21 protein-coding genes and 1 pseudogene are annotated in these 22088 nt (G+C 72.4%); 15 read left to right on the top strand and 7 right to left on the bottom strand.

Annotated elements, in window-relative coordinates:
• The first annotated feature begins 141 nt into the window (after positions 1-141).
• From ACIDOF_RS23160 to ACIDOF_RS23130, 7 genes are all read left to right on the top strand, one after another.
• Positions 142-1314, top strand: coding sequence for an LLM class flavin-dependent oxidoreductase (locus ACIDOF_RS23160; RefSeq protein ID WP_409007951.1), 1173 nt, complete (start codon positions 142-144; stop codon positions 1312-1314).
• Entirely contained in the window at positions 1311-2318 is a 1008-nt protein-coding gene (locus ACIDOF_RS23155; protein ID WP_409007950.1) for an alpha/beta hydrolase fold domain-containing protein, read from the top strand. Before ACIDOF_RS23160 ends, ACIDOF_RS23155 begins: the two co-directional genes overlap by 4 nt.
• Before the next feature lie 81 nt (positions 2319-2399).
• Positions 2400-3797, top strand: coding sequence for a DUF6421 family protein (locus ACIDOF_RS23150; protein ID WP_409007949.1), 1398 nt, complete (start codon positions 2400-2402; stop codon positions 3795-3797).
• A gap of 29 nt (positions 3798-3826) precedes the next feature.
• Positions 3827-4591, top strand: coding sequence for an SDR family NAD(P)-dependent oxidoreductase (locus tag ACIDOF_RS23145; protein ID WP_409007947.1), 765 nt, complete (start codon positions 3827-3829; stop codon positions 4589-4591).
• Positions 4588-5670 carry a threonine aldolase family protein gene (locus tag ACIDOF_RS23140; protein ID WP_409007946.1) on the top strand — a complete coding sequence of 361 codons (1083 nt, stop codon included), beginning with the start codon at positions 4588-4590 and terminating at the stop codon, positions 5668-5670. The genes ACIDOF_RS23145 and ACIDOF_RS23140 overlap by 4 nt, the downstream gene beginning before the upstream one ends.
• A 79-nt stretch (positions 5671-5749) precedes the next feature.
• A complete protein-coding gene (locus ACIDOF_RS23135; protein ID WP_409007945.1) occupies positions 5750-6394 on the top strand; it encodes a transglutaminase domain-containing protein in 645 nt (214 codons plus the stop codon).
• Positions 6395-6416: 22 nt separating this feature from the next.
• Positions 6417-7109 carry a B3/4 domain-containing protein gene (locus ACIDOF_RS23130; RefSeq protein ID WP_409007944.1) on the top strand — a complete coding sequence of 231 codons (693 nt, stop codon included), beginning with the start codon at positions 6417-6419 and terminating at the stop codon, positions 7107-7109.
• 64 nt (positions 7110-7173) lie between these two features.
• Here the strand turns inward: ACIDOF_RS23130 and ACIDOF_RS23125 are convergent, their stop codons facing one another.
• Entirely contained in the window at positions 7174-7881 is a 708-nt protein-coding gene (locus ACIDOF_RS23125; RefSeq protein WP_409007943.1) for a lysophospholipid acyltransferase family protein, read from the bottom strand.
• A 180-nt stretch (positions 7882-8061) separates the two neighbouring features.
• Positions 8062-8359 (bottom strand): annotated as a pseudogene (locus ACIDOF_RS23120) (DUF4395 domain-containing protein).
• Between the two features lie 104 nt (positions 8360-8463).
• Between ACIDOF_RS23120 and ACIDOF_RS23115 the strand changes: the two are divergent.
• The 4 genes from ACIDOF_RS23115 (at position 8464) to ACIDOF_RS23100 (ending at position 11683) form a co-directional block, all read left to right on the top strand.
• Positions 8464-8871, top strand: coding sequence for a TlpA family protein disulfide reductase (locus tag ACIDOF_RS23115; protein ID WP_409007941.1), 408 nt, complete (start codon positions 8464-8466; stop codon positions 8869-8871).
• A gap of 275 nt (positions 8872-9146) precedes the next feature.
• Positions 9147-9656 (top strand): flavin reductase family protein, encoded by a 510-nt coding sequence (locus ACIDOF_RS23110; protein WP_409007940.1) that lies wholly within the window; start codon positions 9147-9149, stop codon positions 9654-9656.
• A 215-nt stretch (positions 9657-9871) separates the two neighbouring features.
• Entirely contained in the window at positions 9872-10657 is a 786-nt protein-coding gene (locus ACIDOF_RS23105) for an electron transfer flavoprotein subunit beta/FixA family protein (RefSeq protein ID WP_409007939.1), read from the top strand.
• Between the two features lie 63 nt (positions 10658-10720).
• On the top strand, positions 10721-11683 hold the full coding sequence (locus tag ACIDOF_RS23100) for an electron transfer flavoprotein subunit alpha/FixB family protein (RefSeq protein WP_409007938.1): 963 nt from the start codon (positions 10721-10723) through the stop codon (positions 11681-11683).
• Positions 11684-11743: 60 nt separating this feature from the next.
• On the opposite strand, the gene ACIDOF_RS23095 is transcribed toward ACIDOF_RS23100, so the two are convergent.
• Positions 11744-12658 (bottom strand): endonuclease/exonuclease/phosphatase family protein, encoded by a 915-nt coding sequence (locus tag ACIDOF_RS23095; RefSeq protein ID WP_409007937.1) that lies wholly within the window; start codon positions 12656-12658, stop codon positions 11744-11746.
• Between the two features lie 214 nt (positions 12659-12872).
• Between ACIDOF_RS23095 and ACIDOF_RS23090 the strand changes: the two genes are divergently transcribed.
• A complete protein-coding gene (locus ACIDOF_RS23090; protein ID WP_409007936.1) occupies positions 12873-14162 on the top strand; it encodes a DUF6986 family protein in 1290 nt (429 codons plus the stop codon).
• 107 nt (positions 14163-14269) lie between these two features.
• Entirely contained in the window at positions 14270-16162 is a 1893-nt protein-coding gene (locus ACIDOF_RS23085; protein WP_409007935.1) for a serine/threonine-protein kinase, read from the top strand.
• Between the two features lies 1 nt (position 16163).
• Here the strand turns inward: ACIDOF_RS23085 and ACIDOF_RS23080 are convergent, their stop codons facing one another.
• On the bottom strand, positions 16164-17162 hold the full coding sequence (locus ACIDOF_RS23080) for an ArsR/SmtB family transcription factor (RefSeq protein WP_409007934.1): 999 nt from the start codon (positions 17160-17162) through the stop codon (positions 16164-16166).
• A 205-nt stretch (positions 17163-17367) separates the two neighbouring features.
• Here ACIDOF_RS23080 and ACIDOF_RS23075 point away from each other — a divergent pair, with 205 nt between their 5' ends.
• Complete coding sequence (locus tag ACIDOF_RS23075) at positions 17368-18579, top strand: MFS transporter (RefSeq protein WP_409007932.1); 1212 nt, start codon at positions 17368-17370, stop codon at positions 18577-18579.
• A 126-nt stretch (positions 18580-18705) separates the two neighbouring features.
• Here the strand turns inward: ACIDOF_RS23075 and ACIDOF_RS23070 are convergent, their stop codons facing one another.
• Positions 18706-19701 (bottom strand): LacI family DNA-binding transcriptional regulator, encoded by a 996-nt coding sequence (locus ACIDOF_RS23070; RefSeq protein ID WP_409008124.1) that lies wholly within the window; start codon positions 19699-19701, stop codon positions 18706-18708.
• A gap of 291 nt (positions 19702-19992) precedes the next feature.
• Here ACIDOF_RS23070 and ACIDOF_RS23065 point away from each other — a divergent pair, with 291 nt between their 5' ends.
• Positions 19993-20943 (top strand): ROK family protein, encoded by a 951-nt coding sequence (locus ACIDOF_RS23065; RefSeq protein ID WP_409007931.1) that lies wholly within the window; start codon positions 19993-19995, stop codon positions 20941-20943.
• 31 nt (positions 20944-20974) lie between these two features.
• Here the strand turns inward: ACIDOF_RS23065 and ACIDOF_RS23060 are convergent, their stop codons facing one another.
• Together ACIDOF_RS23060 and ACIDOF_RS23055 are read right to left on the bottom strand one after the other, a co-directional pair.
• Positions 20975-21340 carry a DoxX family protein gene (locus ACIDOF_RS23060; RefSeq protein ID WP_409007930.1) on the bottom strand — a complete coding sequence of 122 codons (366 nt, stop codon included), beginning with the start codon at positions 21338-21340 and terminating at the stop codon, positions 20975-20977.
• The gene (locus ACIDOF_RS23055; RefSeq protein WP_409007929.1) at positions 21337-21990 is read right to left on the bottom strand and encodes a TetR/AcrR family transcriptional regulator; all 654 of its coding nucleotides are present in this window, start codon (positions 21988-21990) and stop codon (positions 21337-21339) included. Before ACIDOF_RS23055 ends, ACIDOF_RS23060 begins: the two co-directional genes overlap by 4 nt.
• Positions 21991-22088 lie beyond the last annotated feature (98 nt).

Below are 22088 nucleotides of genomic sequence, written 5' to 3'. Positions count from 1 at the left end.
CCGTGCGCGACAAGCCCCGAGCTCCGGCGCTCCCGAAGCCCAACTCCGTCCCGTCCCTTGTCACTTGAAGCCCCTGCCGCTAGACCTGGAGAGATCTGACTATTAGTCATATGGCTGATCGAGGTAACCCCAGGAGGCGGCGTGAAGTTCTCCGTGATCTTCGAGGCCCAGTTGGCGGACCCGACCGTCGAGCGTGAGCACCAACTGATCCGTGACTGCGTCGAACAGGCAGTCCTCGCCGAGGAGATGGGGTTCGACCGCGTCTGGGCGGTCGAGCACCACTCCCTGAAGTGGTACGCGCACATGAGCGCCCCGGAGATCTTCCTCACCTGGGTCGCCGCGCGGACCAGCACCATCCGGATCGGGCACGGCGTGGTCTGCATGCCGTTCGCCTTCAACCACCCCGCGCGCGTGGCCGAGCGCGCCGCCATGCTCGACCTGCTCTCCGGCGGCCGCGTCGACCTGGGCGCGGGCCGCGGCGGCACCCTGCAGGAGACCTCGCTGTGCGGCGTCGACCGGGACCGCACCACGCAGGAGGTCGAGGAGGCCCTCCGGATCATCGGAAAGGCCTGGGAGAAGGACGAGTTGGAGCATCACGGCGAGCTCCTCGACATCGACCCGCACCCGATCCTGCCCCGCCCCCGGCAGACCCCGCACCCGCCCCTCTTCCTCGCCTGCAGCCGTACGGACACCCTGCGGCAGGCGGCCGAGCTCGGCATCGGCGCCCTGGTGATGGGCTTCGCGGGACCGGAGTCGATCAAGGAGATGCGGGCCGCGTACGACACGGCGCGGGCGGAGCGGGGCAGTGAGCGGTTCGTGTCCTCTGTCGTCAACGACCACTTCTCCGTACTCTGTCCGACGATCGTGCTCGACGACCGCGAGACGGCGCGGCGCATCGGCATCCGCGGGCAGCGGTTCTTCGCCCAGTCGATCGGCCACTGGTACGGCGGGGCGGGTCTTCCCGACGAGGCCGTGGTCGAGGGCGCGGACGAGGCCGAGGAGATGCGCAGGGCCGCCGAGCAGGTGGTGGCGCGACTGCACGAGCACAGCATTCCGGTACGCCCCAACGCCACGGCCACGTTCAACGCCGACCACGCCTACGGCACCGCGGACGACGCGATCTCCTACGTCGAGCAGCTCCGCGAGGCCGGGGCCGACGAGATCATGTGCCTGATCCAGATGGGCACCGTGCCGCAGGAGGCCTGTATGGAGACCATCCGGCAGTGGGGCGAGAAGGTCATTCCGTACTTCCGTGACGACGCCCGGCGGCGGGGCCCGCGCGCCTCGGCGCAGGACCAGGAGGCGACCCCATGACGATCCCGCGCGCGACCGACGACCGACTCCCCGCCGACGCACGGCAGTTGGTCGACCTGATCACCTCCGTCTTCCCCGACCTCGGCGGCGCCGTCACCGACGCGGCGGAGGCCCGGCGGATCCTGTCGGCCCAGCCGCGCCCGCCCTGGGAGCCGCCCGAGGTCGGCTCGGTCGAGGACCGCACGATCCCCGGCCCGGAGGGCGAGCCGGACATACCCGTACGGATCTATCGGCCGGACGCGGTGGCCGAGGGCGCGCCCCGCCCCACCGTCCTCTTCCTGCACGGCGGCGGCTGGGTCATCGGGGATCTGGAGAGCCACGACGACACGGCCCGCGCGCTCTGCCGGGAGGCGGGCGCCGCGGTCGTCGCCGTGGACTACCGGCTCGCGCCCGAGCACCCCTTCCCGGCCGGCCTGAAGGACGCGTACGCCGCGCTCCGCTGGACCGCCGACCACGTCGCGGAGCTCGGCGGCGACCCGGATGCGCTGGTCGTCGCCGGGGACAGCGCGGGCGGCAACCTCTCCGCGGTGCTCGCGCAGCAGGCCCGCGACGCGGGCGGCCCGGCGATCGCCCTGCAGGTGCTGATCTACCCGGCGACCGACATGACCCGCCCGTGGCCGTCCCTGCGGCGGAACGGCACCGGCTACTTCCTCTCGCTGACGCACATGAAGTGGTTCGGGCAGCAGTACCTCTCCGCCGGCGCCGACCCCGCCGACCCGAGGATCTCCCCGCTGCTCGGCGAGCTGTCCGGGCTGCCGCCCGCGCACGTCGTCACGGCGGGCTGCGATCCGCTGTGCGACGAGGGCCGGGCGTACGCGGAGGCGCTGCGGGCGGCCGGGGTGCCGGTCACGGAGGGGTACTTCCCGCGGATGTTCCACGGATTCTTCGGCTTCCCGCAGGCCCTCGCCGATGCCCGTACAGCCCTTGCGGGAGCGGCCGGAGCCATCGCCGCGACGGCGAACGACGGGAAAAACTGCGGCGAAGTAGGGGGTCACACAGGATAATTTCCACCGTCCCCTCTTGCTGGGGAGAACCTCGCATGCATACGGTGTCTTTACGCGAGGTTCTCCCGTGGAGGAAGTGACATGACGGAAATTCTTGTGCAGCCTGCAGCCGAAGGACGGATTCCTTCCGAATCCAGGGTGATCGAGCACCCTGCCTGGCCGGTGCTCAAGGATGCCGTGGAAGAGATCAGGCCCTGGCAGTCCGCCGACGGCTCGATCGACTTCGAGGCCGACGGCGCCCCGGCCCGCGCGACGGCCGAACTCGCCGTGGACCGCGTCATATCCGCGGTCGAGCAGCTCGCCCCGCTCGTCCCGCACGACGCGGAATACCTGAAGGCGCTCGGCGCCGACCTGCGCCGCTGGGCCGACGAGGGCTTCCAGGTCCCCGACTTCCTGGACTCGCTGCTCGCCTTCCAGCCGGCCGCGAACCGCCAGGACGGCCTGCAGCACCTCGTGGTCTTCCCGATGTACACGCAGAACGGCAACCCGGACCGCAACCTGGAGGCCGTGGTCCTCAAGATGGTCTGGCCCGACTGGCTGGCCGAGCTGGAGGCCACCCGTTACGACAACCCGCTGTTCTGCGGCATCACCTTCGAGGACTTCACCTCCGGGTACGACACCAACTCCGCGGTGCTCTTCCCCGAGACGATCGCCGTGCGCGAGGCCCCCGAGCGGTTCTCCTGGGGCGGCATCTTCTGCGACCGCGAGGCGGCCCGCTTCCGCCGCGTCACCGAGGCCGCCGTGGACATCCTCGGCCTCCAACTCCCGGACGACATCCGTGAGATGGTCGGCGACCAGGAGCGCTGTCAGCAGGCGTTCGTGCTCTGGGACATGGTCCACGACCGCACCCACAGCCACGGCGACCTGCCCTTCGACCCGTTCATGATCAAGCAGCGCCAGCCGTTCTGGATGTACGGCCTGGAGGAGCTGCGCTGCGACCTCACCGCCTTCAAGGAGGCCGTGAAGCTGGAGTCCGAGGGCAACCGGCACGGCCGCGACGTCCAGTACGCCGTGCTCTTCGACCGGATGTTCCGCTTCCCGGTCACCGGCGACCGCGTCAAGAACTACGACGGCCTCGGCGGCCAGCTGCTCTTCGCGTACCTGCACAAGCACGACGTGCTGCGCTGGACCGACAACACCCTGCACATCGACTGGGACCGGGCCCCGCAGATCACCAACCAGCTCTGCGCCGAGATCGAGGAGCTGTACCGCGCGGGCATCGACCGCCCCAAGCTGGTGCACTGGTTCGCCGCGTACGACCTGGTCTCCACCTACCTCGCGCCGCACCCGGGCTCCGTGTGGGCCAAGGGTCCCGAGGCCCTGGACACCTCGCTGCCGCCCCGCAAACTGGTCGACGAGGTGCTTGCGGACGAGTTTCCGCTGAGCATGTTCTATGAGGCGCTCTCCAAGAAGCTCAAGGGTGTGATTGCCTCGACCAGGGGGATCACGGCCGCGGACGTCGAGCGGGTCGCCGCGTGAGCCGCCCCGCCGACGCGGAGGTGAGGACCATGACCAACGGAAACGGGAACGGTGTGCTGAACGGAGCAGTGATCGCGGTCGCCGGAGCGGCCGGACCGGCGGGGCGGGCGACCCTGCTGCGCCTGGCCGAGGCGGGCGCGACGGTCGTCGCCTCGGACGCGGACGCCACCCGCCTCGCGGAGGCCGTGGACGCCGCGAGGTACGCGCACGGCGGCGCCACCGTCACCGGCGACACGGTCGACCTCCTCGACCTGGACGCCACCCGTGACTGGGTCGCCCGTACGGAGAAGGAGTTCGGGCGGATCGACGGTCTGGTGCACCTGGTCGGCGGCTGGCGCGGCAGCGCCTCCTTCGCCGAGACCGACCTCGACGACTGGGACGTCCTGGAGAAGCTGCTGATCCGGACCGTGCAGCACACCTCCCTCGCCTTCGAGGAGGGCCTGAACCGCAGCGACCGCGGCCGGTACGTCCTGGTCAGCGCCGCCGGCGCGAGCAAGCCGACCGCCGGCAACGCCGCGTACGCCGCGTCCAAGGCGGCCGCCGAGGCGTGGACGCTGGCCCTGGGCGACGCCTTCCGCAAGGCGGCCAAGGCGGACGGTACCGAGCTGACCTCGGCAGCGGTCATCCTGGTGGTGAAGGCGCTGGTGCACGAGGCCATGCGAGCCGAGCGCCCCAACGCGAAGTTCGCGGGCTTCACCGACGTGACGGAGCTGGCCGAGGCCATCGCCAACGTGTGGGAGCGGCCCGCCGTGGAAGTGAACGGAACCCGCCAGTGGCTGACCGAGAAGCCGTGACCCCTGCGAACCCTCCCAGGACCGACGCCCGCCGCCATCACGACCCGGAAGTACGAGGCTTCGCCAGCGACAACTACGCCGGGGCGCACCCGGAGATACTCGCGGCCCTCGCCCTCGCCAACGGCGGCCACCAGATCGCCTACGGGGAGGACGACTACACCGCGCACCTCCAGCAGGTGATCCGCGGCCACTTCGGCGCGACGGCGGAGGCGTTCCCGGTCTTCAACGGAACGGGCGCCAACGTCACGGCACTTCAGGCCCTCACCGACCGCTGGGGCGCGGTGATCTGCGCCGACACCGCGCACATCAACGTGGACGAGTGCGGCGCGCCCGAGCGGGTCGGCGGCCTCAAGCTGCTGACCGTGCCGACCCCGGACGGCAAGCTCACGCCCGAGCTGATCGACCGGGAGGCGTACGGCTGGGACGACGAGCATCGGGCCATGCCGCAGGTCGTCTCGATCACGCAGAACACCGAACTGGGCACCGTCTACACGCCCGAGGAGATCCGCGCGATCTGCGAGCACGCCCACGGCCTCGGCATGAAGGTGCACCTGGACGGCTCCCGCATCGCCAACGCGGCGGCGTCCCTGGACGTGCCGATGCGGACGTTCACCAACCGCGCCGGGGTCGACGTGCTGTCGCTCGGCGGCACGAAGAACGGCGCGCTGTTCGGCGAGGCCGTCGTCGTGCTCAACCCGGACGCGGTCCGGCACATGAAGCATCTGCGGAAGCTGTCCATGCAGCTTGCGTCGAAGATGCGCTTCGTCTCGGTGCAGTTGGAGGCGCTGCTCGCCAAGGACCTGTGGCTGCGCAACGCCCGGCACGCCAACGAGATGGCCCAGCGCCTCGCGGAGGGCGTCCGCGCCGTCGACGGGGTGGAGATCCTGCACCCCGTCCAGGCCAACGCCGTCTTCGCGCGGCTCCCGAACGAGGTGAGCGAGCGGCTCCAGCAGCGCTACCGCTTCTACTTCTGGGACGAGGCCGCCGGCGACGTCCGCTGGATGTGCTCCTTCGACACGACCGCGGACGACGTGGACGGCTTCGTGGCGGCGCTCAAGGAGGAGATGGCGGCGCAGTAACCCTCGCCATCGCATATGTATGCGGCCGACCGTAAAAGTCTTTGACTTGCGGTCGGCCGCTTCCGTACGTTCGGCGCCCATGGAACTCATACAGGAGAGCCCCGAACTCGCCGCGTATCTCGCCGAGAACGAAGCGATCGACCACGCGCACCCGACCGTACGACGGCTCGCCGACGAGCTGTGGTCGAAGACGGGCGATGCATACGCATACGCGCGGGCCGCGTACGAACTGGTCCGCGACGCCGTGCCGCACTCCGCGGACTCGGGTGATCTGCGGGTCACCTGGCGCGCCTCCGACGTGCTCGCGCAGCGGACCGGCATCTGCCACGCCAAGGCCCACGCGGCCGCGGCCCTGCTGCGCGCGGCCGGCATCCCCGCCGCCCTCTGCTACCAGCGCCTGACCCTGGCCGACGGCCCCGAGGAGGGGTACGCCCTGCACGGCCTGATCGCGGTCCACCTCGACGGGGCCTGGCACCGCCAGGACGTCCGCGGCAACAAGCCAGGCGTGGACGCGCAGTTCTCCCTCGCCGGGGAGCGGTTGGCGTGGGTGCCGCGCGCGGAGTTCAGTGAGGTGGACTATCCAGTACTCTATGCTGAACCGGTGGGGGTGGTCCTGGACGCGCTGAAGTCCGCCCCGGACCGCCCGACGCTGTGGGCGTCGCTCCCCGATGAGCTTCCCGAGCTCCCCGGTGGGATGCCCGATGAGCATCCCGACGTACTGTGACCGCTTCGACCCAAGGCCCGGCATGACACTCGAACTGACCGTCGCGGACGAGGTCCGCACCCTCGTCCCCGGCTTCACCCACCTCGCGATCGAGGCCCGCGGACTCGTCAACGGCCCCAGCACGGAGGCGAGTTCGGCCCTGCTCGACGACGCCGCGCGCCGCCTCGCCGAGCGACTCGACGGCCGCGCCCCGCACGAGGACCCGCACATGGCGGCGTGGCGTGCCGCGTACTCGGCGTTCGGCGCGAAGCCTTCGCGCACCCGCAACTCCGCCGAGGCCCTGGCCAAGCGCGCCCTCGCGGACGGCGGACTGCCGCGCATCAACGTCCTGGTCGACGTCTACAACGCGATCAGCGTGGCCCACCTGATCCCCGTGGGCGGCGAGGACCTGGACCGCATCCAGGGCGGCATGCGGCTCGTACGCGCCACGGGCGACGAGGAGTTCGTGACGACGGCGGCGGGCGAGCGGGCCGTCGAGCACCCGGACGCGGGCGAGGTCGTCTGGTGCGACGAGGCCGGCGTGACCTGCCGCCGCTGGAACTGGCGCCAGGGCCCCCGCACCCGCCTCACGGAGGACTCGACCAGCGCCCTGTTCCTGCTGGAGTCCCTCGCCCCGATGCCCCAGGCCGACCTGGAGCGCGCGGGCACCGAACTCACCGAACTGATCGAAAAGTTCAGCCCGGGGGCACGGCTGGAGGTACGCGTGGGGGAGTAGGCAGAGGGAGTGGGTACGCGTCGGAGGGGCTCAACAGTGAGCCCCTCCGACGATGCTTTCGGCCCTACTTCGCCGGCTCGGGTGCCGTGCCCCCCAGGTGGGCCGGGACCCACCACGTGTCGTCCGGGCCCTTCGGGCGGACCGGGTAGGCGCGCTGGGCGGCTTCGAGAAGCTCCTGGACCCGCTCGCGCAGCCGGCGCGTGATCGCCCCCGCGTACTGCTCGCGCGGCGCCTCCACGGCCTCGCCGACGCGGATCGTCACCGGGATGTGGCTGCGCTTGAAGTTCCGCGGGCGGCCCTTCGTCCACAGCCGCTGCGTCCCCCACAGCGCCACCGGGATCAGCGGAACCCCGGCCTCCTGGGCCATCCGCGCGGCCCCCGACTTGAAGCTCTTCAGCGTGAACGAGGGCGAGATCGTCGCCTCCGGGAAGACCCCCACGATCTCCCCGGAGCGCAACGACTCGAGGGCGTGCGCGTACGCGGCCTCGCCCTGATTGCGGTCCACCGGAATGTGCTTCATGCCGCGCATCAGCGGACCGGACACCTTGTGCCGGAAGACGGCGTCCTTCGCCATGAACCGCACGAGCCGCTTCTGCGGGCGGGCGGCGAGCCCGGCGAAGATGAAGTCCATGTAGCTGATGTGGTTGCTGACCAGGACCGCGCCACCGGTGCGCGGAATGTGCTCCGCACCCTTCAGGTCGATCTTCAGGTCCAGCGCTTTGAACATGGTGAGCGCGGCACCGATGACCGGACGGTAGACGAGTTCTGCCATGGGGGCGGATCGACCCTTCTGTGCGCCTGGGACGGGTCTCCCCGGCGGGTAAGTTACGGGCCCGTAGGTTTCGGGCGCTGGGCAGATCGTGCCCCATCATCGGCCGAGTAGCCACCCCTCAGGGCGGTGAGCAGGGAGATTCTCGTCACGTACGCCCGTTCGCAGCCGTCCCCCCGAGGCTCAGAGCCGCACCCTCGAACCCCGCCTGAGGAGCAGAAACAGCTCGCACCCGAGGCAGTACGAGAACGCCGCGTTGAGGAACGCCGCCGGTGACTCCCGCTCCACCACCGGCCCGAGCCGCGGCCGCACCGCCGTACGGAACAGCAGCCCGTACGGGGAGCGCTGTACCCCCGCGGCCGCGCCGATCGCGAAGCACAGCCGCCTGCACGGCCAGCAGCCACACGCTGCCGGTGATCAGCACCACGGCGAGCACGACCGTCGTCAGGGCCGCGCCGAACCGGGGTCCGCGTACGTCGATGCCGTCGTCGATGCCGTCGTTGTGATCCACGCGTCAAGCATCGCCCCGGAACCCGTCGCCGGGGAACGGGAATGTTTGCGGTTTCATGAACGCTGCACGTTCCGATGACCGGACTCATGGTGTGTGCGGCGGTGCTCCTCATGGCGAGCGCCTTCGGCCTGCTGCACCGCAAGCGGAGCGGGAGGCTCAAGGTGCGCGACGGCGAACGGGTGCTCGGGGAGCGGGAGTTGGGCGCCGCCCTCGGCGAGCGCGCGACCCTCGTGCAATTCTCCAGCGCCTTCTGCCAGCCCTGCCGGGCCACGCGGCGCACCCTCACCGAGGTCGCCCGACTCGTCCCCGGCGTCGCCCACATCGAGATCGACGCCGAGCAGAACCTCCCCCTCGTCCGCGACCTCGACATCCTGCGCACGCCCACGGTCCTCGTCCTCGACGCCCGGGGCCGGCTGGTGCGCCGTGCGAGCGGGCAGCCGCGCAAGGCGGACGTCCTGGCCGCCCTCGGCGAAGCCGTCTGAGCGAAGCCGTCTGAGCGGAGCCGTCCAAGCGGAAGCGGTGCCCCGAGGGCGTGTTGACCGCGACCCGGAGGGGGAAGCCGAGGGCGCGTGAGCCTGCTCCCACATCGCGGTACCCACTTGACTGCACCCCGCAGCTATCGTCAGCCTGACTCCATGCCGCAGGAAATCCTTCTCTACGAGCGCGCCGACGTCGACCTCGGCCGCCATGCGAGCGCGCGCTGTCCGGGGCGTTGAGCAGCCACGGCCCTCGTACACCACGGCAGAAGGACAACTCCATGACGGCCTCGCCCGACCTCCGTACCCCGCAGCTCGCCTCGCCCGATCTGCTCCGCTCGGTCTTCCGCCGGCACGCCGCGGGCGTCGCGGTGATCACCGCCGGCGGCCCCGCGGGACCGGTCGGCTTCACCGCCACCTCCCTCAGCTCGGCCGCCGCCGAGCCGCCCCTCCTCTCTTTCGGCATCGGCACCGGCTCCTCCAGCTGGCCCGTGATCGCCGAGACCGAGTACGTCGGCGTGCACATACTCGGCGAGCATCAGCAGGACCTCGCCTCGACGTTCGCCCGCAGCGGAGCCGACCGCTTCGCCCCGCCCACCCGCTGGCACGAGGGCCCCGAGGGAGTGCCGGTCCTGGACGACGTCCTCGCCTGGCTGGTCTGCCGGATCGTGGCCCGCGTACCGGCCGGCGACCACCGGCTCGTGCTCGGCCAGGTCGTCGTCGGCGACCCCGCCGGAGCGGGCCGCCCGCTCCTCTACCACCAGGGCCGATTCACCGCCCTGCGGGACTGAGCCGAGCCGCCCGGCGGGACGGACGCGGGCGCCTGCCGGGCGTTGGCAACGTCACAGTGCTGAGCGCTTGCTTAATGGGCAGGCTGTGGATGTACTAGCTAGTAACATTTCGATCGGAGCGCGGGTCGCCCCGACCGGGATCCGCCTCTTCAGGCGCCTATGCTGCCTGTAATAAGGCAGCAGCCCAGAAATGACGATGCAGTAGGAGAGCCGGCGTGAGCTTGAGGATCGTTGTCTGTGTGAAGTACGTGCCCGACGCCACCGGCGACCGGCACTTCACCGATGACCTGACCGTCGACCGCGAGGACGTGGACGGCCTGCTGTCGGAGCTCGACGAGTACGCGGTCGAGCAGGCCCTGCAGATTGCGGACGAGGCCGACGACGCGGAGATCACCGTCCTGACCGTGGGTCCGGAGGACGCCAAGGACGCGCTGCGCAAGGCGCTGTCGATGGGCGCCGACAAGGCTGTGCACGTCGAGGACGACGACCTGCACGGCACGGACGTCATGGGCACGTCGCTGGTCCTTGCCAAGGCCATCGAGAAGACCGGTTACGACCTGGTCATCGCCGGTATGGCGTCCACCGACGGCACCATGGGCGTGCTGCCGGCGATCCTGGCGGAGCGCCTCGGCGTCCCGCAGGTCACGCTGCTCTCCGAGGTCTCCGTCGAGGACGGCGTCGTCAAGGGCCGCCGTGACGGCGACACCGCCTCCGAGCAGCTGGAGGCTTCGCTTCCGGCCGTCGTGTCGGTGACGGACCAGTCGGGCGAGGCCCGCTACCCGTCGTTCAAGGGCATCATGGCCGCCAAGAAGAAGCCGGTGGAGTCCCTGGACCTGGACGACCTGGACGTCGAGGCCGAGGAAGTCGGCCTGGAGGGCGCCTGGACGAAGGTCGACGAGGCCGCCGAGCGTCCGGCCCGTACCGCCGGCACGATCGTCAAGGACGAGGGCGAGGGCGGCAAGCAGCTGGCCGAGTTCCTCGCGGGCCAGAAGTTCATCTGAGCCCCGCAGAGCAGGTCGAGCCCCTCACCGTTTTTCTTCGCAACGCAGGAGAGAAGAAGTCCCATGGCTGAAGTTCTGGTCTACGTCGACCACGTGGACGGCGCCGTCCGCAAGCCCACCCTCGAACTCCTCACCCTGGCCCGCCGCCTGGGCGAGCCCGTCGCCGTCGCCCTGGGCAACGGCGCCGCCGACACCGCCGCCGCGCTCGCCGAGCACGGTGCGGTGAAGGTCCTCACCAACAACGCCGCCGAGTTCGGCGAGTACCTCGTCGTCCCGAAGGTGGACGCGCTGCAGGCCGCCTACGAGGCCGTCCAGCCCGCCGCCGTCCTGGTGCCCTCGTCCGCCGAGGGCAAGGAGATCGCGGCCCGCCTCGCGGTCCGCATCAAGTCCGGCATCATCACCGACGCCGTGGACCTGGAGGCGGGGGACGAGGGCCCGGTCGCGACGCAGTCCGCGTTCGCCGCGTCCTTCACCACCAAGTCCCGCATCACGCAGGGCACCCCGGTCATCACGGTCAAGCCGAACTCGGCCGCCGTGGAGGCCGCCCCGGCCGCCGGCGCGGTCGAGGCCCTGACCGTGTCCTTCTCGGACGCCGCCACGGGTACGAAGGTCGTCGCGCGCACGCCGCGTGAGTCGACCGGCCGTCCGGAGCTGACCGAGGCCGCGATCGTGGTCTCCGGTGGCCGCGGCGTCAACGGCGCCGAGAACTTCGCGATCATCGAGGCCCTCGCCGACTCGCTCGGCGCGGCCGTCGGCGCCTCGCGTGCCGCGGTGGACGCCGGCTGGTACCCGCACTCGAACCAGGTCGGCCAGACCGGTAAGAGCGTGTCCCCGCAGCTGTACATCGCGTCCGGCATCTCCGGTGCGATCCAGCACCGCGCCGGTATGCAGACCTCGAAGACGATCGTGGCGATCAACAAGGACGCCGAGGCCCCGATCTTCGACCTGGTCGACTACGGCGTGGTCGGCGACCTCTTCGAGGTCGTCCCGCAGCTCACCGAAGAGGTCAACTCCCGCAAGGGCTGAGCCTGTTCGCAACCGAAGGCCCCCGGGACCGCCCGGGGGCCTTCGGGCGTTCCCGCGCCGTTACGCGAGCGTGTGCGTGGCCTGCACGGGCAGGTGGTCGCTCGGGAACTGGCCGTCGAGGCTGAAGGTGTTGATCACCGCCGTGTGCGTGATGACCTGCGGCGAGGTGAGGATCCAGTCGATCCGGTCGCCGCCCGGCGTGAGCGGCTTGTAGCCGTGGAACGTGGCGTACAGCTCGCTGCGTTCGGCCGCGGCGTCCCAGGAGTCCACCAGGCCGGCGCCGAGCATCGTGTCGTACACCGGGTTCTTGTGGGCCGGGACGTTGAAGTCGCCGGTGACGATCAGCGGGAGCGCGCGGTCGAGGCGGCCGATGCGCGCGGCCGTGAGTTCGGCGGCACGCGCGCGTGCGTACTGACTGGCGTTGTCCAGGTGGGTGTTGAGGAAGTAGAACTGCCTGCCGCCGTCGAGGAGGTCGCGGAAGCGGACCCACGTGACCATGCGGATGGAGCCGCCGCCCCAGGTGTTGGAGCCGATCACGTCCGGGGTGTCGGAGAGCCAGAAGTGGTCGAACTCCAGGGGCTCCAGGCGGCGGGTGTCGAAGAAGACCGCCATGAACTCGTCCCGGCTGCCGCCGGCGCGTCCGGTGCCGATCCAGTCGTACTGCGGGCCGAGGTCGGCGTGGATGTCCCTGAGCTGCCCGTAGAGGCCCTCCTGGGTGCCGAGCGCGTGCGGGCGCTCCAGGCGCAGGAGTTCACGGGTGACGGGGCGGCGCTCGGGCCAGCTGTTGGGCGGAGTGTCGGAGGCGAAGCGTAGATTGAACGACATGGTGCGCAGCGGGCCGTCGGCCTCCTGGGCGTCGTGCGCTGCGGCGTGGGCGGGGGCGGATAACGCGCCGGTGGCCAGAGGCGTGGCCAGGGCGGCGCCGAGGGCGGTCTTCAGTCCGCGTCTGCGGCTGAGGGTGCGGTCGTGAGGCACGTGTGCTCCTTCCGTCGCGGGTCAGCATGCGGGGGGCGCCGCCGATGCTGTGAGGCGCGCGCGAGACAGAAGTGAACGGAACTGGGCCGAGGTGGTGAACGGTGCAGGTCCAGGGAGAAAGGGGGTGTTGACCAGGTGGAAGGTACACAGATAACTTCGCTATACGGATTGTTGATTCCGTGAAGCGGAAAAACGTGACGTGGAGGGTGTAAGGATGGGTCAGCAAGAGCAGGTGGCGACGAGCCTCGCGGGCGCGGTCAGCGAGGGCATCAGCGCTTCCCTCGCCCCGGTGGACGCCGAGTTGGAGCGCCGCTACCCAGGCGACCCGGGCACCCGCCAGCCGGTCCACACCGTGTACGTGCCGGGCGAGGTCTTCGCCGCCGACACCGTCCGCAGCTGGGGCGACCGCGCCCTCGCCGCACTCGACGAGCACGCCCCCGACGCCGCCACCTTCGCCGCGGCCGTCGGCCTGAGCGACGAGCTGGCCGAGCAGGTCTACGGCCGCGTCCGCGCCAAGCTGGAGCGCGAGCCGATCGAAGACCTCCGCGTGGACTTCGAGGACGGGTACAAGGGCAAGGACGAGGACCAGGACGCCGCCCGCGCCGCCCGACTGATCGCCGAGGCCTATGAGAACGGCACCGCCGCGCCGTACATGGGCATCCGCATGAAGTGCATGGAGTCCCCGGTCCGCGACCGCGGCATCCGCACGCTCGACGTCTTCCTGTCCGGCCTGATGGAGGCCGGCGGCCTGCCCGACGGCCTCGTCCTGACCCTGCCGAAGGTGACGTACACCGAGCAGGTCACCGCCATGGTGCGGCTCGTCGAGGAGTTCGAGAAGGCGCGCGGCCTGGAGCCCGGCCGGATCGGCTTCGAGATCCAGATCGAGACCAGCCAGTCCATCCTCGCCGCCGACGGCACCGCCACCGTCGCCCGCATGATCGACGCCGCCGAGGGCCGCGCCACCGGCCTGCACTACGGCACGTTCGACTACAGCGCCTGCCTCGGCGTCTCCGCCGCCTACCAGGCCAGTGACCACCCGGCCGCCGACCACGCCAAGGCGATCATGCAGGTCGCCGCCGCCGGCACCGGAGTCCGCGTCTCCGACGGCTCCACCAACGTCCTCCCGGTCGGCTCCACGGCCCACGTCCACGAGGCCTGGAAGCTGCACTACGGCCTGACCAGGCGCGCCCTGTCCCGCGCCTACTACCAGGGCTGGGACATGCACCCGGCGCACATCCCCACCCGGTACGCCGCGGTGTTCGCGTTCTACCGCGAGGGCTTCGAGGCCGCCGCCAAGCGCCTGTCCGCGTACGCGAACCAGGTCGACGGTGACGTGATGGACGAGCCCGCCACCGCCAAGGCCCTCAGCGGCTACCTGCTGCGCGGCCTCGACTGCGGCGCCCTGGACATCGCCGAGGTCGCCCGCCTGACCGGCCTGACCCGCGCCGACCTGGAGGGCTTCTCCTCGCCGCGCCGCGCCGCCCTGACGGCATCGGCCCAGTAACGGCGGCCTCACCTGTCACCGCCGCCCCTTAGTCTGTACGCGGGTTTCCACGCCGGGGCCCGGCCCCCGGCGTGCAGGAGAAGGCGTTACTGAGGAGCGGGGCAGCGGTGGCTTCGGGGGAGAACCAGCAGGGTGACGGCGTCGGCCGGCTGCTCGCGGGGCGGTACCGCGTCCAGGAGCAGCTCGGCCGCGGCGGCATGGGCGTCGTCTGGCGCGCCGTCGACGAGGTCCTGGGTCGCCCGGTGGCCGTCAAGGAACTGCGGACGTTCACGGACGCGGCGGCCGCCGAGCTGGCCGCGCTCCGCACGCGCATGCAGCGCGAGGCCAGAGCCGCCGCCCGGATCCGGCACACCGGCGTCATCGCCGTGCACGACGTCGCGGAGGTCGACGGCCGCCCGCTGATCGTCATGGAGCTGGTCGACGGCCCGTCCCTGGACGACGTGCTGCGCGAGCGGGGCACGCTCCCGCCGCGCGAGGCCGCCGCGATCGGCGCGAAGGTCATGGCCGCCCTCGCCGCCGCCCACGAGGCCGGCGTCCTGCACCGCGACGTCAAGCCGGGCAACATCCTGCTCGAACGCGGCGGGCGCGTCGTGCTCACCGACTTCGGCATCGCCATGGTCGACGACCCGGGCGACGGCAACTCCACCAACCTCACCCGCAGCGGCGAACTCGTCGGCTCCCTGGACTACTTGGCGCCCGAGCGGGCCCAGGGCCACGAACCAGGCCCGGCCTCCGACATCTGGGCGCTCGGCGCGACGCTGTACGGCACGGTCGAGGGCAACGCCCCCTTCCGTCGCACCTCCACGTGGTCCACGCTCACGGCGATCGTCAGCGAGCCGCTGCCCGCACCGGTCCAGGCCGGTCCGCTCGGGCCGGTCCTGCAGCAGCTCATGGCGAAGGACCCGCAGGCCAGGCCCGACGCCGAGACGGCCCAGCGGCTCCTGACGGCGGTCGCGGAGTCGGAGCGGGACGAGGACACGACGATCCTGCGCCCCGGCGCCCGGCCCGGCGCGGTTCCGCCGGGCGCGGTTCCGCCCGGTTCCGCCACTCAAGGCCCCGGTGCCGCCTCGCCCGTGCACGGCGCGCCCACGGTCGGCGTCGGCGGCGGCTCGTACGGCCCTGGCGGCCCTGGCGGCCCCGGCGGCTCGTACGGGCTCAACGACCCTTATGCGCCCGGCCAGTTCGGGGCGGGCGGCGGGGGCGTGAACCCGCAGAACGGCGCGGACACGCCCAACGGGTCGGACACCCCGCTGGTCACTCCCGTCCCCGGCGCCTCGGGGCCGCGGAAGCGGCGGCGGGCGCTGATCGTGGCGGCGGCCGTCCTCGCGGTGCTCGCGGCGGGCGGCGGCGGGTACGCGTGGCTGGCCGGGGCGGAAGGGGAGCGCGTCGAGGCGGGCGGGACGGCGTCGCCGAGCGCGCCCGAGTCGCCGTCGCCGGACGCGAGCCCGTCGAAGTCGGGCAGGCCGAAGCCGACCGAGCAGAGCGACAAGTCCCCGTCGCCGTCGGCGAGTTCACCGGACGGCTCGGCCGACAAGCCCGGCGAGGACGCCTCCAGGCCCGCGGCGGACGGCGGCGCCTCGGGCGGGGCCGACGGCGGCACGGACGGCGGCTCGTCCGACGGCGGCACGACGGGCGGCTCGGGCGGTACGACGGGCGGCGAGGGCGGCTCGGGCGGTTCCGGCACGTCCGGCTCGTCGGGCGGCGGCGCCGAGCCCGCCCCGGTCTGCCATCCGGCGGGCGGCGGCAAGTACGACTGCACGGTGTGGCGCACGGCCGACTCGTACACCGCGTCCGGCGCGAAGGTGGGCGTGCTGAACGCGGGCACCAACTATTTCTACTGCCAGCAGAACTTGGGCCGCCGCGAGACGTACCAGGGCTGGACCAACGTGTGGTGGGCCAAGACCGACGACGACAGCGGCAACACGAACGTCTTCGTCAGCGACGTCTACATCAAGGGCGGGGAGAACGACAAGCCGCTGCCGGGCCTGCCGGTCTGCTGACCTACTGGCGCTCGGCGCCCAGGAGTCGGTCGCCGAGCGCCGTCCTGCGGTACAGCACCTGGCGGCCGTGCCGGGCGCGGGCCACGAGGCCGGTCGCGTACAGGACCCGCAGGTGCTGGGAGACCGCGCTGGGCGTGACCCGGAAGCGCCGGGCGAGCTCCACCGTGGCCAGGGGCTCCTCCAGGTGTGCGAGCAGCCGGGCCCGGGTGGCGCCGAGCAGTTCTGTGAGCGCGCCCGTCGGCGTGGCCGGTGGGGTGTCCGACCACAGCGTGCCGACGCCGCGGCTCGGGTAGGCGAGCACCGGGGCGACCTCCGACGTGACCGGCGGGGCGGGTTTGTGCGCGAACACCGACGGTACGAGCAGCAGCCCGCGCCCGTCGCCCGGTGTGCGGAAGCCGCCGCCGATCACGCGGTGCACCTCCAGCACGCCATCGCGCCAGCGCAGGTCCGGATGCATGTCGGCGAACATCAACCGCAGCCCGCCGGTGGCCAGTTGACGCGCCCGGTACGTCATGTCGGCCTCCAGGACGAGGCGGATCTGCGGCCACCAGGGCGCGATCGCCACCTGCCAGTACGCCTCCAGAAGCCGGCAGAGCTCGTCCCGCAGCGCGCACACCGCCGCGTCGCCGCCACCGGACGCCGCCGCGCGCAACGGCTCCGGCAGCGGGTCGGGCTCGTGCGTGTCCAGAAGGCCACGCCGTACGACCGCGGGCGGGGTGTCCCGTACGACGGCCAACTGCTCGGTGACCGAGGCGAAGTGGGTGACCGGGCGCGGGGTGAGGAAGTCCGGCAGGGTACGGCGGCGGGCCACCACGGAGAGCAGCAACTCCGTGTCCAGACCGCCGAGTCGGCCGACCACCGCGCGGCGCCATGGCAGGTGCAGCGCGGACAGGCCGGGCTCCCGCAGCACCCGCAGGCTCATCACGGTCTCGTGCAGCGGGGACAGGGCGAACCGGGTGTCGGCCACATCGCCGGCCCCGAGCACGAAGCTGCTGAACATTGAGCCATACGCTACATCGATACCGCGCGGACCCGGCCGGGGCTGGGATACGGGCATGACAGCGACGCCTACGAAGGCAGTGCCCTCGAAGTCGGAAACACCGGAGTCGGAATTCACGGGGTCGGAAACACCGGAGTCGGAATCCCCGGAGTCGGAATTCACGGGGTCGGATTCCCTGGAGTCCACGCAGGCGGCCCGTCCGCTCGTGCTCAGCAGGCGGCTGCTCCTGCTGCTCGCCCTCACCTGTGCCGTGGCCGTGGGCAACCTCTACTTCGCGCAGGCCCTGACCCCGCTGGTCGCCGCCGGGCTCGGCGTCACGCCCGACACGGCGGCCCTCGCGGTCACGGCCACCCAAGTCGGGTACGCGGCAGGGAACTTCCTCCTCGTACCGCTCGGCGACCGCCTGCAGCACCGGCGGCTGCTCGCGGTGCTGCTGACGCTGAGCGGCGCCGGGCTGCTCGCGGCCGGGCTCGCGCCGACGCTGCCGCTGCTCGTCGCCGCGTCCGCCGCCGCGGCCCTCACCGGAGTCGCCGCGCCCCTGATCGTCCCGCTGGCGGCGGGGCTCGTGGCGCCGGACCGGCGCGGCGCGGTGTCGGGGATGCTGGCCAGCGGGTCCATCGGCGGGATGCTGCTCTCCCGGGCGTTCGGCGGGGCGCTCGCGGAGGCGCTGGGCTGGCGCGCGCCGTACCTGGTGGCCGCCGCGGCGATGCTGCTCCTGGCCTGGCTCCTCGCCCGCGCACTGCCTCCCGGTACGTCCCCTTCCGCGCCCGGCGGTTACCTCGCACTCCTCCGCTGCACCCTCCAACTCCTCCACTCCGAACCGGAGTTGCGGCGCTCCGGCTTCTACCAGGCCACGGTGTTCGCCGGGTTCTCCGCGGTCTGGACGGGCCTCGCGCTGCTGCTCGCGGGACCGGCGTACGGGTTCGGCGCCCGGGCCGTCGGCCTGCTGGCGCTCGTCGGGGCGGTCACGATGGTCGCCACGCCGCTCGCCGGACGGCTCACCGACCGGCACGGGCCGGACCCGGTCAACCTGGTCTGCCTGCTCGGCACCCTCGCCTCCGCGCCGGTCCTCGCGGTCGGGGCGCTGGGCGGGGCCGCGGGGATCGGGGCGCTGGTCGCCGGGACGCTGCTGCTCGACGTGGCGATGCAGTGCGGCATGGTCGCCAACACCACCCGCATCCAGTCCCTGCGCGACGACGCCCGCAGCCGTCTGAACACCGCCTACATGACCTGCGCCTACCTCGGCGGCAGCGCGGGCTCCTGGCTCGGCGCCCGGGCCTGGGACACGGCCCGCTGGCCGGGCGTGTGCGCCCTCCTCGCGGCTTTCGCGACGGCGGCGCTCGTGTGGCACGCGTCGGCGGTACGCGGCGGGCGCCGGAAAAGGGCGCTACGAGGCGGGCGCCGGGCGGGGCGGTAAGGGCGGGCGGCGGCCGGGCCGGGGCGTCCCTCGGCTGGGTCGTTCGGGGGCGGTCGGCGGTAGGCGGTAGGCGGTAGGCGGTGCCTGACGTCCGGGCCTGCGCGCGTGCCGGTCCGGCCGCAACTCTCAGCCCGCAGGCGGCAGTTCCCCCGAGCCGCGGGCCACCAGGCGGGTCGGGAGTTCGATGCGCTCAGGGCTCGCGTGGGCGCCGTCGAGGCGGTGGAAGAGGCGTTCCGCCGCTGTGCGGCCGAGTTGCGCGGCGTCCTGGGCGATCACCGTCACGCCGGGGCGCAGGAGGTCCGCCAGCTCGAAGTCGTCGAAGCCGACCAGGGCCACCGGGCGGTCGGCGTCGGCGAGGTCCGCGAGGACCCGTACGACCGTGACCGTCACGCGGTTGTTGCCCGCGAAGATCGCCGTGACCGGCTCGGGCCCGGACAGTGTCGACTCGGCCGCCGACCGCACCCGCTCCGGCGCCGTCGAGCCGAGCCACACCCACGAGTCGTGCACCGGAAGCCCCGCGTCCGCCATCGCGGCGCGATACCCGCGCAGGCGCTCGGCGGCCGTGTGGATGCGCGGCTGGTCGCCGATGAAGCCGATCCTGCGGTGGCCGTGCGCGATCAGATGCGCCACGCCGTCCCGCGCCCCGCCGAAGTTGTCGGAGAGCACCACGTCCGCGTCGATCCGGCCGGCCGGGCGGTCCACGAAGACCGTGGCGACGCCGGCCCGCAGCTCCGGCTCCAGATAGCGGTGGTCGTCCCCGGCCGGGATGACCACGAGCCCGTCGACCCGGCGGGCGCACAGCGCGAGCACCAACTCCTGCTCGCGGTCCGGGTCTTCGGCGCTGGAACCGTTGATGAGCAGGGCGCCGTGCGCGCGGGCGACCTCCTCGACGGCGCGGCTGAGCGGCCCGTAGAACGGGTCGGCGAGGTCTTCGAGTACGAGCCCGATGCTGGCGGTGCGGCCCTTGCGGAGGACCCGGGCGCTGTCGTTGCGGCGGAAGCCGAGGGCGTCGATCGCCTCCTGCACGCGGCGTTCCGTGTCGGGCGTGACGCCGGGTTCGCCGTTGACGACGCGGGACACCGTCTTGAGGCCGACGCCTGCGCGTGCGGCGACGTCCTTCATCGTGGGACGGTTGCCGTAGCGGTGGTCGGGGCGAGCGGTCTGGGCCACGTGTGCTGTCCTGTTCCTGTGCAACGGTCCCTCGTGGGTCTCGGCGCCCCCGCACGGCGAGGGTTCCGGCGCCCCGCGAGGCTCGGCGGCTCCGCCGGACCGGCCGCTGACGGCCGTTGACGGGCCGCGGACCGGCCGACGGGAACGTGCCGTCGAGCATAGAGCCTAGACAACGTTGTCAGTCTCGGTGGAGACTGTTCTCCGGGCTTCCGTCCGCCTCTCTCACCTGGAGATCCGACTCTGATGCAGAACGACATCGTCGCCGCGCTCGACATCGGCGGCACCAAGATCGCCGGTGCGCTCGTGGATCTCCACGGCCGCATCCTGGTGCGGGCGCAGCGGCCGACCCCGGCGCAGGAGGACGGCGAGACGGTGATGCGGGCCGTCGAGGCGGTCGTCGCGGAGCTGTCCGGGTCGGAGCACTGGCCGCGCGCCCGCGCCCTCGGCATCGGCAGCGCGGGGCCCGTGGACGCGTCGAAGGGCACGGTCAGTCCGGTCAACGTGCCCGGCTGGCGCGGCTTTCCGCTGGTCGAGCGGGTGGTGGCCGCGAGCGGCGGCCTTCCGGTCGAGCTGATCGGCGACGGTGTGGCCATCACCGCGGCCGAGCACTGGCAGGGCGCCGCGCAGGGGTACGACAACGCCCTCTGCATGGTCGTGTCGACGGGCGTCGGCGGCGGCCTCGTCCTCGGCGGCCGGCTGCACCCGGGGCCGACGGGCAACGCCGGGCACATCGGCCACATCAGCGTGGATCTGGACGGCGACCCGTGTCCTTGCGGGGCGCGCGGTTGCGTGGAGCGGATCGCGAGCGGCCCGAACATCGCGCGCCGCGCCGTACGCGACGGCTGGTGCCCGGGACCGGACGGCGACAGCTCGGCGGCCGCGGTGGCCGCGGCGGCCCGCGCGGGCGACCCGGTGGCGCGCGCGTCCTTCGAACGCGCCGCCCAGGCCCTCGCCGCCGGGATCGCCGCGACGGCGACGCTCGTGGAGATCGACATCGCCGTGATCGGCGGGGGAGTGGCCAAGGCGGGCGACGTCCTGTTCGTGCCGCTGCGCCGCGCCCTGCGCGACTACGCCACGCTGTCCTTCGTCAGCGGCCTGACCGTCGCCCCGGCCGTCACGGGCACGGACGCGGGCCTGATCGGCGCGGCGTCCGCGGCGCTGGGGGCACGGGGACGGCGGCCGGTGGTGGCGTAGGGCCCGAGGGCGGCGCCCCGCGCGGCCTCGGTCAGATGCCGGGGGCGTACGACACCACCAGCGCGCCCAGGGAAAGCGCGAGCATGCCGAGGCAGTTGACCCAGAACTCGGTCTTCAGGAAGCGCGCGCGGATGTGTGCGTACGAGGCGGCGAGGAAGTAGCAGACGACGCCGGCGTTGGCCGCGGCGCCGACGCCCGCCGCCTGGATCCCGGCGACGAGTCCGGCGGCGGCGAGGAGTTTGACCGCGATCAGCGACCACCACCAGTCCTCGGGGAAGCCGACGCCGTGCAGGCAGGCGCGGATGAACGCGGGCGGGCGGACGGACAGTGCCGCGTCACCGGCGAGCACGGCCGCGAGCACGGCCTGCGGCCACCACGGGTCGGCTGTGAGGGTCATCGCTGCTCGCTTTCTTCGTGTGCGTGCTTCTCGTGGTGCGCGGTGAGGAATTCGACGACGGCGACCAGGTCCTCGACGGGCCCGCTCGCGTCCGGCTCGCCGCTGCCCGCGCCGACGAACAGCGCGCCGAGGTAGGCGAGATGAATCGTGGTCGCGGCCCGCCCGGCGGCGTCCGGGGCGAAGTCGGCCCGTACGAGGACGTCGCTGATCTCGCGCCGGAGGAGCGTGGCGAGCTCGTCGAACACGCCCGCCGCGTAGCGGCCGGTGACGAGGCCGGCGGCGTAGTGGCGGGTCAGCTGCGGGTCCTCGGCGAAGAGGGCGACGAACGGCGCGAAGAGGGCGAGGACTTCGTCGGCGAGGCGGGGCGGGCGAGCCGGCGGCGGGACGGGCGGGGCTTCCGCGCGGGTCCGGTGCAGGTCGGCGATGCGCTGGTCGAACAGCTCGACCAGCAGGGCCGCCTTGTCCCCGACGGCCATCACGGTGCCGACGCTGACGCCTGCCTCCGCTGCGATGTCCCGCACGGTGGTCGCCTCGAATCCCCGGGTCCCGAAGAGCTCCCCGGCGGCGGCGAGCACGCGGCCCCGGGTCGCGGCCCGTTGTTCCTTACGGGAGGTCATGGGGGTGCCGAGCCGTTCGCTGAACGCGTTCACTGAACATGTTCGGGCAGTAGTCCGGGGCGGAGAAGGCGTCAATGGTCGTACGCGGAGCGGGAGTTGCCGAGAAGGGGAGGAAACGGACGGTGGCGGCG

This window comes from Streptomyces sp. Da 82-17, from assembly GCF_046098215.1.
GTDB lineage: Bacteria > Actinomycetota > Actinomycetes > Streptomycetales > Streptomycetaceae > Streptomyces.
Note: the sequence above shows the minus strand (reverse complement) of the source record. Positions and strands in the feature narration are given on the sequence as shown.